Below are 11,172 nucleotides of genomic sequence, written 5' to 3'. Positions count from 1 at the left end.
GCGGTGATGGTCTGACCGATATCATCGTGCAGTTCGCGCGCCACATCCCGGCGCACGCTCTCTTCGGTCTCCAGCAGGCGTTCAGCCAGACGGTGGTTGCGCGCTAATTCGTTTTGCAGCGACTGGTTAAGCTCGCGCAGACGCTGGATCCCCGCGCCGAGCAGCAGCCCGGTCAGGCTTTGCACCAGCAGGGAGAGCAACAGGTCGACGGGATGATCGTGCCAGGTCTGGCTGGCAATCAGCGCAATGGCGTTCATTAACGTGGCAATCAGCGCCCCCTGCCAGCCGTAGTGCCAGGCGAGCGCAATGATCGGCAGCGCGAGGCAAAACGGCGTGAAGCGTGACAGTTCATCGGGCAGGCCAAGCTGCAACCACAGGCTGACGCTAAACAGCAGCAGATACCAGACCAGATGCCGCCCGCGCCAGTTCACTGGCTGAGACACCACCGCCGGACCCAGCGGCAACCAGGTGGTGCTGGTAAGATAGTGCCAGAAAACCAGACAGATCGGGGCCAGCGTTAATCCACCAGTGAGCGTCAGCAGTAGGGCATTCCACGCCTCTTCGCCTTGCCCAAGCCAGGGCAGCGATTGCAGCAACGCCGCCGCCGTCAGCGCCGCGCCCTGTAACAGCAGCGTGCGCCAGTCGCGCTGATGGCGGTAGCGCGAAATCAGCATCACCGGGAGTAACGTGAGGAAACTCCCGATCATCAAAAGTGGCAAGTGAGCCAGCGCCACTTCCTGCGCCAGCCAGAAAAGAAGCAGCCATTCCGCACCCAGCAGCACCGGCCAGTAGCCGCGTGGACATTGCAGCATCAGCCCCAGACGCAGGCCAAACGGAAACAGCAGTACCGCCAGCTCCGGGCGCTCAACCAGGTGCAGACTGATACTCCACAAGCAAAACCACGCGGCAGAGAAGATAAAGAAGCAGGCAACAACGGTGATTAACCGGGAACAGAGCGTGTTCATTGCCAGCCGTCAAACATCCGGCGGGCCAGTTCGACATCGTTGCTAACGCCCAGTTTTTCCATCAGGTTAGCGCGATGCACGTGCACCGTTTTCGGCGACAGGCCCAGTTCGGCGGCAATCTCTTTTACCGCCATGCCTTGCGCCAGTTTCTCCGCCACCTGACGTTCGCGTTTGGTCAGCGGATCCTGACGACCAGCCGCCAGTTTGACGGCGATATCCGGCGTCAAATAGCAGCCGCCGGTCGCCACGGTATGCACCGCCGCGATCAGCTCATCAGGGCTACAGCGTTTAGAAAGGAAACCACGCGCGCCCGCGTTGAGCGCCTGCTCCACCAGCGCGGGGCTGTCGTGGACGGAGAGCATGATAATCGCCATCCCTTTTGGCAACTGGCTTAACAGTTCAAGACCGGAGATATCAGGCATCGAGATATCACAGATACATACCTGCACGCCACGTCCCGGTAATCCCGCCAGCGCCTCGCTGCCTGAGCCGAACTCAGCCACAACCTGCAAATCAGGTTCCAGCCCCAGCAACTGGGCAAAGCCGGAGCGGACGATAGTGTGGTCGTCGATAAGGGCAACGGTGATCATGGGTTCTGTCCTGGGGGATAAAAAACGTGCTTACCTTAACGATATACACTTTATCCTTCAAGCAGCCTCTGCGTTGGCTTGGTCTGCTCACCCCAGTCACTGACTTGAGTAAGCTTCTGAGGTGAGCAGACTTGCCGCCTTATGCAGCTTGAAGGATTTTGTGTACCGACGCGCTGCTGTTTAAGCCTTGAGCGATCAGGCGATGCCAGTTGTGACGGTAAATGTGCGAGTGTGCTGCGGTTCTAGCTGAATCAACGTGCCTTTTCGCTGCGCCGCCAGGAAGCCTTCAGGGCGACAGGTCGCAGGTAGGGCGAAGGCTGCCACCTGTTGATCGCCGTTATAGAGGATCCAACGGGTAACATAATTCAGCTCCGCGCTGGAGAAACGCGTCACGAACGTGGTGCCATCAGGTGCGATCATGCGAAATTCAGGCTTATCCGTGTATCGGTCCAGTTGGTCAGCGAAGAAAACGATTTCCGGATCGTAAAAATCGGGCTCGTTGAGGCGCCCCAGCGAGGTCTCGCCCTGAATGATCCGCTGATTAAACGCCAGCCACTGCTCGGTAGGTTTAACATGCGCGGGTACCGACTCACGCAGCTTCATGGCTTCATCCGGGATATTCTGGCTGAAGGTCGCTTCCGGTACGTAGGCATAGTTCATATGGCACATATACTGTAAAGGCATTGCCACTGAGGCGAGGTTGGTGACCGCCATCTGAATATCAAACAGCGCACTCGCTTTGCGCATAATCACCGCAGGATGCGCCTGATAATGATGACCGAATCCCATCACATACTCGTAGCGTCCGCTCACGCGCAAATTCTCTCCCTCCAGCTCCAGCCAGGCCTCATCCATCGCGGCACAGGCCATTTCGCCATGCAACGGGTGAGAATCTTCCGGCGAAGGGCAGCCATTAGCCAATATACCCGAGTGGAAAGCAAAGCAGCCGTATGTCGCTACCACTTCCGCAGCCGGTTTCGGCTGACTGAACATGTTGCGCATGGTCAGTTCATGCCCGTCAAACTGAGCATCCCAGATCATCTGCCCCATCCAGGGCAGAATAACCAGATGTCCACGACTGTTTTCTACCTTCAGCCCTTCCACACCGCTGGCGTAACGAAATGCGGTAACCGTGAAGTCGCTATTCTTCAGTAAGATTCGCGGATGCTCTGCAAAGAGTTCCCGCCACAGCGTGATACGTGTTGTCATGATCGCTCTCCTCAGGAAACAGTCGCTTCAGCCAGGTTATTGCGCACTTTGCTTTCACGCCAGAAGTAGATACCGACGTACACGAAGCACAACATGGAGACCAGGAACGAGAGTTGTAGCGAGTGGAACATATCGGCCACATAGCCCTGAATTGCCGGAACCACCGCTGCACCAACAATCGCCATGACAATGACTGCTCCCGCCATTTCAGTGTGTTCGTTATCCACGGTATCTAGCGTACCGGCATAGATTGTCGCCCAGCAGGGTCCAAACAGGACGCTCACCAGTACGGCAACGTACACGGCGCTGAAGCTTGGCGCCAGCGCAACATAGACCAGAAACAGTGCGCCAATAATGGAGTAGAGGATCAGCACTTTTTCCGGATTGAAGCGTGTCATCAAGATGTTGGCGATAAACTTGCCGATAAAGAAGCAGGCAAAGCTATAGACCATGAAGGTTGAGGCGTCGCGCTCGTTGATATCACCCAATTCCAGCGCCAGACGGATGGTAAATGACCACACCGCGACCTGCATCCCCACGTACAGGAACTGCGCCACAATCCCACGGCGGAAACGGGCATTGCTGGCCAGATAACGCAGCGTATCCATCGCTGACGGACGTTTATGACTCGCCGTTTGCGCGACTTTACAGGTCGGGAAGCGGGTCAGCAGGAACAACACCATCACCACAACCAGCACCATAATCATGTACTTGTAAGGCTCAAGTGTATTTTCCAGCATCAACACTTTAAAGTTGTGGATCTGCTCCGCGTTCATCCCAGCCATCTGTTTTTCCAGACTCTCGCCTTCAGAGAAGACCAGATATTTACCCAGCAGAATACCGGCGGCTGCACCAATGGGGTAAAAGGTCTGGCTGATGTTCAGGCGCAGGGTGGCATACGCTTTTGGGCCAATCATGGAGCTGTAGGTGTTGGCTGCGGTTTCCAGGAAGCTCAGGCCAATCGCAATCGCAAAAATTGCAGCGAGGAACATGGTGTAGGTGGCCATGTGCGATGCCGGGAAAAAGAGCGTACAGCCAACAATATAAAGGGTCAGTCCCATTAAGATGGCGATTTTATAACTGGTCTTTTTAATCACCAAAGATGCCGGAATCGCAATTAAAAAATAACCGCCATAAAAGGCACTCTGAACTAATGCCGAAGCAAAGTTGCTGAGTGAAAATACGCTTTTGAATTGCGTAATCAGAATATCATTTAATGCGGCTGCGCATCCCCATAAAGGGAATAAACAGGATAACAAAATAAACTGGAACAGAGGCGTCTTATTCAGATAGCCGTCGGGCATCTGAATGATGTTTTTATCGTTCATAGTGCTACCTTTTACAATGCAGGAGTATTATTCGTTTAAGGTAAGAAACTCATTAAATTGTTCGATGCTTGGATAAGATGATTGAGTGCCTTTCCCGGTAACGCTGAATGCAGCGAAGAGAGCGGCTTTTTTCATGGCGGCTTCGACATCACCGCTTTGAACGTAATAGTGGGCAAAACAACCGATGAAAGCGTCACCTGCGCCACTGGTATCGACAGCGTTCACTTTAAACGCCGGGACATGGACTTCCTGGTCACGCGTCATCCACAGAGCGCCTTTCTCCCCCATGGTGACGATAATATTGTTCAGACCTTTATCGACCAAAGAACGTGCCGCGGCGCGAATATGGTCATAGGTATCCACCGGCATACCGGTTAATATTTCGAGCTCGGTTTCATTTGGCACGAAGAAATCGCATTTACAGGCATAAGACATATCTAATTCCCGTAATGCAGGGGCGGGATTTAATAACACTTCAATACCGTGTTTTTTACCGAATTCAATCGCGTGATAAACCGTTTCCAACTGTACTTCCAGCTGCAGGACAATAAGTTGACACTTTTTCAGATCTTCCGCCGCGCGATCGATATCTTCCGGGGAGAGAAACTTGTTGGCACCTTTAATAATCAGAATGCTGTTGCTGGAGTTTGCATTAACAAAGATCGGTGCAACGCCGCTGCTGGTGCAGGGTACCTTTTCGACATAGGTCGTATTAATCCCCCAGGATTCGAGATTACGAATGGTGTTATCCGCAAAAATATCATCACCGACTTTCGTCAGCATCAGCACTTTGGAATTGAGCTTAGCAGCCGCAACGGCCTGATTTGCTCCTTTACCGCCACAACCAATTTTAAAAGCGGGTGCTTCCAGCGTTTCCCCTTCTTTGGGCATCTGGTTGATGTAGGTGATGAGATCCACCATGTTGGAGCCAATAACCGCGATATCCATTTTACTACCTCTCAGAAACAATCACACAACAATGATATTAAAATAACATTATCATGTTACTTCCGTATCATTTGTGACTAGGATCGCGATTGGAGGATCATTTTATTGTTTATTTATTATGCTAAATGTTGCGTCTCTATCACACTCAAAATGATTAACTTGCTTACAATTGACTGAAAACTCGCTGCTTATAATCAATAAAACGTGTAAAAACACGCTTTTATTTCCCAATGGTCAGACGTATAGTAATGCAGCAATGTCATGTTCCCAGAAACACATAAATGTTACTGAAGGAACATGAAAACATGATTCGTGGAGAGTGTGCATGGAAACCAAGCAAAAAGAACGTATTCGACGTCTGATGGAATTGTTGAAGAAGACCGACAGAATCCATCTGAAAGAGGCGGCGCGCATGCTGGAGGTTTCCGTGATGACCATCCGTCGGGATCTCAGCCAGGATGACGAACCATTGCCGCTTACGCTACTCGGTGGTTACATCGTGATGGTGAACAAGCCCGCCACCCTCGTTAACGCTCCGCTCCCCGTGCAAAAGCAGTATCATCGCGACGATTTACCGGTTGCCATTCTGGCCGCGGGACTGGTCAGTGAAAACGATCTGGTCTTTTTTGATAATGGTGCCGAAATGCCATTAGTCGTCAGCATGATCCCGGACGATATTACCTTTACCGGAATTTGCTACTCACACCGGGTATTCGTGGCGCTAAATGAAAAACCCAACGCCACGGTGATTCTTTGCGGGGGCACCTATCGGGCGAAAAGTGATGCCTTTTACGACACCAGCAATCCCTCTCCGCTGGATGCGCTCAACCCACGAAAAGTGTTTATCTCTGCCAGCGGAGTCCATGAGCATTTCGGCGTTAGCTGGTTCAATCCGGACGATCTGGCCACCAAACGCAAAGCGATGGAACGCGGATTGCGCAAAATTCTGCTGACGCGCCACGCCCTGTTTGATGAGGTTGCCCCCGCCAGCATTGGCCCGCTATCTACTTTTGACGTACTGATAAGCGATCGCCCGTTGCCGGCAGATTACGCAACCCACTGCCGGAACGGCTCTGTCAAAGTCATCACCCCGGATTCAGACGGCGACTAACTCACTCAAAGAAAACCGTGATTTTGTTAAACATCGACGGGTCGGACTGGTTGCGGGCCACTTTCACCACATCTTCCAGCTTGTCGATCTGGCTTATCATCTGCTCAAGACGTTGATCGTCGTTGACCAGTAGCCAGATGCGGCTCTTGTCGCTGTCCTGAATCGGTAGACAGAGAATGCCTTCCACGTTGAACGCGCGGCGGGCAAACAGCCCGCAGACGTGGGTCATTACGCCCGGATGGTTGCGTACGGTGAGTTCCAGGATTACGTTGTCATGAGTCTGCTGTTGCATGGCTTATTCCCCCACCATTTCTGTGTTTGCCGCACCCGGCGGCACCATCGGGTACACTTTTTCTTCGGCATCGATGCGCACGTGGATCAGCGCAGGTCCAGGGCGATTAATAATCTCCTGCAACGCTGCCTGTGGATCCGCTTCGTTATTCAAATCGCAGGTTTCGAGGCCAAACCCGGCGGCTATCTGCATAAAGTTAATCATCCCCGGATATGTCGCCGCAAAAACGCCCTGCTTATAGAACAAACTCTGCTGCTGATACACCAGACCCAACGCTTCGTTATTCATCAGGATGATTTTAATATCCAGTTGATTTTCGCTGGCCGTCGCCATTTCCTGAATATTCATCATCAGGCTACCGTCGCCGGAGAAGCACAGCACCTTTTTGTCCGGGTTGACCAGCGCTGCGCCAATTGCCGCCGGCAGGCCAAAGCCCATGGTTCCCAGACCGCCGGAGGTCAGCCACTGACGCGGACGGTTCAGCGGGTAAGCCTGTGCGGCCCACATCTGATGCTGGCCTACGTCGGTGGTGATAATGGCATTGTCATCCACGCAGGCCGCTACGGCGTTGATCAGCCCATAGTGGCTGAGCGGGTCGCTTTCCTGCGGAATGCTGCAGGGGAATTCGCGTTGTAAATCGGCCACCATTTGATGCCACGACTCTCGCGGCTGCGCGTCAATTAATGGGATCAGTTGCGCCAGAACCTCATCGACATCCGCCTGAATCGCCACGTGTGGCTGTTTGATTTTACCCAGCTCCGCGCGGTCGATGTCCACGTGGATGATTTTGGCGTTCGGACAGAACTGCTCGGTTTTACCAATCGCCCGGTCATCAAAACGTGCGCCCAGAACAATCAATAAGTCCGCTTCTTGCAGAATAAAGTTAGTGCTGCGTGCGCCATGCATACCCAGCATGCCTAACGACAGCGGATGCGCTTTCGGCAGCATACCGAGCGCCATTAAGGTCATGGTGGTGGGCAGCATGGCTTTTTCTGCCAGTTCACGAACCCGCTCAGGCGCGTTAATCACGCCGCCGCCGAGATACAGCACCGGACGCTGTGCGGCGTTAATCATAGCTGCGGCATCGCGAATGCTGTCCTGGCTGAACGCCGGTGCCGCCATTTTCTGCGCGGGCTCCGGCATCTCTTCAATTTCAAAAACGGCGGTTTGAATATCCTTAGGAATGTCTATCCACACCGGGCCCGGACGGCCGGACTGCGCAATGCGGAACGCATCGCTCATGACCTGCGGTAATTCACTGATATGGCGGACCAGATAGTTGTGCTTGGTGATGGGGATAGAGATGCCGTAGGTGTCGACTTCCTGGAAGGCGTCGGTCCCGATCATTGAGGCCGGAACCTGCCCGGTGATACACACCAGCGGGATAGAATCCAGCCGCGCGTCGGCAATGGCGGTCACCAGGTTGGTCGCGCCCGGTCCGCTGCAGGCCATACAGACGGCGGGTTTACCATCGGTTCTCGCCATCCCCTGCGCGATAAACCCCGCGCCCTGCTCGTGGCGCGCCAGGATATGACGGATTTGCGTGCTTTGGCTCAAGGCGTCATACACGGGAAGAATCGATCCGCCAGGAATACCGGTGACCACCTGAATCCCCTGGCGTTCCATGAAATGAACGATGAATTCTGCGCCCGTAAAACGCGTACGCTTGGATGTTATGCCCGAACTTGCCATGCTCCAGTCCTTTTATTCTGGGCCTTTGCTTCGGGCAGGTCTCTTAAACGAAAAACCCCGCCCGGTTTGCGCCGGCGGGGTTTTGGAATCGTGTGTTGATCCGGACCCTACGGCGCATTGCCGACGACCACCACCACACGCACGACGACCGCTGCGCGAGATGGCGCAGTTTTTAGTAGGGTCGCAGTCAGCATGGAAGGGTTCATTAGGGACCTGTCTGTTTGTTGATTAACTGGATTTATACAAACACAGGTTTTTCAGCGTGACAATGGAAAAATTTTCATCTGCATAAAAATGCGTCAACGATCACATTTCGCTGTGCAGAGTCGGAAAACAAAAAACCCCGCCGGAGCGAGGTTTTTTTCAGCGCTGTGCGGTTGGTAGCCGCCGAACACACTGTGTTATGTCAACGGAAAAAGTATACGCGTTCTGCGAAGAACACGCAATTTCGGCACGAATTTTGATGGTTTTGAGTATGGAACATGAATGGCACAATGTCCATAAAATACTGTTAATTTATACAGTATTTATCTATAATGTCTCGGTACGCAATGTGTTATGCGGGGGCCGCATCGTAAACCGGCGCATCAAAGTCCTGGCTGAAACGGGTGGTGCCGTCAGCGCCTTAACCCCCGTGTGAGCACACTGTGTTATGTCAACAAAGGTGCTGGCAACAGGCAGCGGCGAGGTACGTCAGCACCGTGCTCCTTGTACCAAAAGGAGAGCGTATGAGCCTCGTGGATATCGCTATTCTTATCCTCAAACTCATTGTTGCAGCACTGCAACTACTTGATGCCGTTCTGAAATACGTTAAGTAATTCGGATTCAAGTCGCACCTAAGGGGAGCGGGTAAAACTCCGCTCCCCTTTCACCTTCTCCCTGGTGCTTGTCTCGCGCCAATATGTTACGTTTTTATGACATTCTCAGGGAAGAACGCCACCATGACGCTTTCTGTTTTCTGCATTTTGCTGTTCGCCGCACTGCTGCACGCCAGTTGGAATGCCATTGTTAAAGCTGGAAACGATAAACTGTACTCGGCGATTGGCGTCAGCGGCTCCGCGGCGATTATGGCACTGATCTGCTTACCCTTCGCGCCTCAGCCTTCCACCGCCAGCCTGCCGTTTTTGGCCATCTCAACCGCGTTGCAAGTGGTGTATACGGTCCTGGTCGCCAAAACCTATCAGGTTTCGGATATGAGTCAGACCTATCCTCTGATGCGTGGGACAGCACCGCTGCTGGTTGCGATTATCAGCGTCTTGTTCCTTGGCGATAGCCTGTCTGTGTTTGCCTGGGTGGGGATTGCTACGATCTGTCTGGCCATTCTCGGCATGGCATTTAACGGACGCAGCAGCTCACAACGCGGGATCGTACTGGCGCTCATTAACGCCTGCTTTATCGCTGGTTACACGCTGGTTGATGGCACCGGCGTACGCTTATCAGAAACCGCGCTCGGTTATACGCTGTGGACCTTCTTTCTGAACGGTTCCTGTCTGCTGGGCTGGGCGATGATCGCCCGGCGCCGGGAAGCGTCACGCTATCTGGTACAGCAGTGGAAGAAAGGTATTCTGGGCGGGATTGGTACGATGGGTTCTTACGGTCTGGCGCTGTGGGCCATGACCCAGGCTCCGTTGGCGGTGGTCGCAGCGCTGCGTGAAACCTCCATTCTGTTTGGCGCTCTGCTCGCCTGGCTACTGCTGAAAGAAAAGGTTGCCGGAATACGCCTTGTCGCGGCCGCCGGTATTGCCGTAGGCGCTGTCTTACTTCGCTTGTCATGATCGCGCCGTAAAGCCGATGCAATCCGGCAACATTTGTTGCCGCTTTTTGTTTACATTTCCTGCCGTTCATCGCGTAAACATTCCCGCCCACTATCTGGCCTTCTTTTTCTGTTGTGGTAGATTCCACGCGCATTTACGGGAAAGTACAGCACCTTATTCTTCTTTTTTCTCTTTTTTAAAAGTAATCAGCGAAATGAAAAGGCATAGAAGCGTCAATTTGTTGTTGATGTTGGTATTACTGGTGGCGGTAGGTCAGATGGCGCAAACCATTTATATCCCCGCGATTGCTGATATGGCGCGTGAACTGAACGTTCGCGAAGGAGCGGTGCAAAGCGTAATGGCCGCCTACCTGCTGACCTACGGCCTGTCACAACTGTTTTACGGCCCACTTTCCGATCGCGTTGGCCGCCGTCCGGTGATCCTCGCCGGAATGTCTATTTTTATGCTGGCCACGCTGGTCGCGATTACCACCCACAGCCTGACGGTACTGATTATCGCCAGTGCAATCCAGGGCATGGGCACAGGCGTCGGCGGTGTAATGGCGCGAACCTTACCGCGCGATCTGTACGAAGGCACGCAGCTGCGCCACGCGAATAGTTTGTTAAACATGGGGATTCTGGTGAGTCCGCTGCTGGCCCCGCTGATTGGCGGCATGCTGGATACCCTGTGGAACTGGCGCGCCTGTTACATCTTCCTGCTGGTTCTGTGCGCGGGCGTCACGTTTAGCATGGCGCGCTGGATGCCGGAAACGCGTCCTGCGGGCGCACCGCGTCCACGCCTTATCGCCAGCTATAAAACGCTGTTTGGTAACAGTTCTTTCACCTGTTACGTGCTGATGCTGATCGGCGGCCTGGCGGGCGTTGCGGTCTTCGAGGCCTGCTCCGGGGTATTGTTGGGCGCAAGGCTCGGTTTAAGCAGCATGGTGGTCAGTATCCTGTTTATTCTGCCCATCCCGGCGGCATTTTTCGGCGCCTGGTTCGCCGGTCGCCCGAATAAGCGTTTCTCGACGCTGATGTGGCAGTCGGTTATCTGCTGTCTGGTAGCCGGTTTAATGATGTGGATCCCGGGCCTGTTTGACGTGATGAACGTCTGGACGCTGCTGGTTCCCGCCGCACTATTTTTCTTCGGTGCCGGGATGCTGTTTCCGCTGGCAACCAGTGGCGCAATGGAGCCTTTCCCATTCCTGGCAGGCACTGCCGGTGCGCTGGTTGGGGGATTACAGAATATTGGTTCCGGCGTGCTGGCGTGGTTCTCTGCAATGC

At 53.7% G+C, this 11,172-nt stretch carries 12 protein-coding genes; 4 read left to right on the top strand and 8 right to left on the bottom strand.

The genetic code is table 11. The annotated features are described in order from the left end of the window. The 5 genes from uhpB to rbsK form a co-directional block, all read right to left on the bottom strand. On the bottom strand, positions 1 to 965 hold a 965-nt coding region (gene uhpB / locus FDW87_RS21375; protein ID WP_252362922.1), incomplete at its 3' end, for a signal transduction histidine-protein kinase/phosphatase UhpB. Next, positions 962 to 1,555, bottom strand: coding sequence for a transcriptional regulator UhpA (uhpA, locus tag FDW87_RS00985; RefSeq protein WP_016155044.1), 594 nt, complete (start codon positions 1,553 to 1,555; stop codon positions 962 to 964). The genes uhpA and uhpB, both read right to left, overlap by 4 nt. Positions 1,556 to 1,750: 195 nt before the next feature. Next, positions 1,751 to 2,764, bottom strand: a complete 1,014-nt coding sequence (locus tag FDW87_RS00980) for an aldose 1-epimerase family protein (protein ID WP_137379365.1) — start codon at positions 2,762 to 2,764, stop codon at positions 1,751 to 1,753. A gap of 11 nt (positions 2,765 to 2,775) precedes the next feature. After that, entirely contained in the window at positions 2,776 to 4,092 is a 1,317-nt protein-coding gene (fucP, locus tag FDW87_RS00975) for an L-fucose:H+ symporter permease (protein WP_003023919.1), read from the bottom strand. Positions 4,093 to 4,119: 27 nt separating this feature from the next. Next, positions 4,120 to 5,040, bottom strand: coding sequence for a ribokinase (gene rbsK, locus FDW87_RS00970; protein WP_003827124.1), 921 nt, complete (start codon positions 5,038 to 5,040; stop codon positions 4,120 to 4,122). 325 nt (positions 5,041 to 5,365) lie between these two features. Between rbsK and FDW87_RS00965 the strand changes: the two genes are divergently transcribed. Next, positions 5,366 to 6,151 (top strand): DeoR family transcriptional regulator, encoded by a 786-nt coding sequence (locus tag FDW87_RS00965; protein ID WP_016157805.1) that lies wholly within the window; start codon positions 5,366 to 5,368, stop codon positions 6,149 to 6,151. A 1-nt stretch (position 6,152) separates the two neighbouring features. Here the strand turns inward: FDW87_RS00965 and ilvN are convergent, their stop codons facing one another. From ilvN to ivbL, 3 genes are all read right to left on the bottom strand, one after another. Further along, on the bottom strand, positions 6,153 to 6,443 hold the full coding sequence (gene ilvN, locus FDW87_RS00960) for an acetolactate synthase small subunit (protein WP_003023914.1): 291 nt from the start codon (positions 6,441 to 6,443) through the stop codon (positions 6,153 to 6,155). 3 nt (positions 6,444 to 6,446) lie between these two features. Further along, positions 6,447 to 8,135: an acetolactate synthase large subunit gene (gene ilvB, locus FDW87_RS00955; protein ID WP_016155049.1), complete on the bottom strand. Its 1,689-nt coding sequence runs from the start codon at positions 8,133 to 8,135 to the stop codon at positions 6,447 to 6,449. A 107-nt stretch (positions 8,136 to 8,242) separates the two neighbouring features. Next, positions 8,243 to 8,341, bottom strand: coding sequence for an ilvB operon leader peptide IvbL (gene ivbL / locus FDW87_RS00950; RefSeq protein WP_003827118.1), 99 nt, complete (start codon positions 8,339 to 8,341; stop codon positions 8,243 to 8,245). A 522-nt stretch (positions 8,342 to 8,863) separates the two neighbouring features. Here ivbL and tisB point away from each other — a divergent pair. From tisB to emrD, 3 genes are all read left to right on the top strand, one after another. Then, positions 8,864 to 8,953, top strand: coding sequence for a type I toxin-antitoxin system toxin TisB (gene tisB, locus FDW87_RS00945; RefSeq protein ID WP_003023909.1), 90 nt, complete (start codon positions 8,864 to 8,866; stop codon positions 8,951 to 8,953). A gap of 123 nt (positions 8,954 to 9,076) precedes the next feature. Continuing rightward, positions 9,077 to 9,910 carry a DMT family transporter gene (locus tag FDW87_RS00940; RefSeq protein ID WP_049042671.1) on the top strand — a complete coding sequence of 278 codons (834 nt, stop codon included), beginning with the start codon at positions 9,077 to 9,079 and terminating at the stop codon, positions 9,908 to 9,910. 193 nt (positions 9,911 to 10,103) lie between these two features. Next, the coding region (gene emrD, locus FDW87_RS00935) for a multidrug efflux MFS transporter EmrD (RefSeq protein WP_252362921.1) at positions 10,104 to 11,172 on the top strand (1,069 nt) is incomplete at its 3' end.

The organism is Citrobacter sp. wls826 (assembly GCF_005281245.1).
GTDB lineage: Bacteria > Pseudomonadota > Gammaproteobacteria > Enterobacterales > Enterobacteriaceae > Citrobacter > Citrobacter braakii.
This window is presented reverse-complemented; position numbering and strand designations above follow the sequence as displayed.